Origin of the sequence: Parvimonas sp. M20, assembly GCF_035282425.1 — a bacterium.
In the GTDB taxonomy this organism is placed as follows: Bacteria; Bacillota; Clostridia; order Tissierellales; family Peptoniphilaceae; genus Parvimonas.
Map to the genome: position 1 here is coordinate 1 of NZ_JAYKBQ010000280.1, position 238 is coordinate 238.

General features: G+C 40.3%; 1 protein-coding gene. It reads left to right on the forward strand.

Annotated features, from left to right (window positions below; translation table 11 throughout):
- On the forward strand, positions 1-238 hold a 238-nt coding region (locus VJI93_RS09245), incomplete at both ends, for a hypothetical protein (RefSeq protein WP_324009394.1).

Sequence of the window (238 nt, forward strand, 5' to 3'; positions counted from 1 at the left end):
CTACTGATTCCTATTTTCAACGACAATTTGAAACGAGTTGCAGCGAAGAATTCTTATTGGCTTGGCAAGAAATGTACCCATCCTATGCTTCTATCACATACCCTTCAGAAGAAGCCATTTTTGAGCAAGCAGGTATTGCTTATATCCCACCCTACTATCGTGAAGATCCATCAGTGATAGAAGAAGCCAAAAAGCAATCGCTTCCCGTAGTTATTCAACCGGAAGATATCAAAGGAAT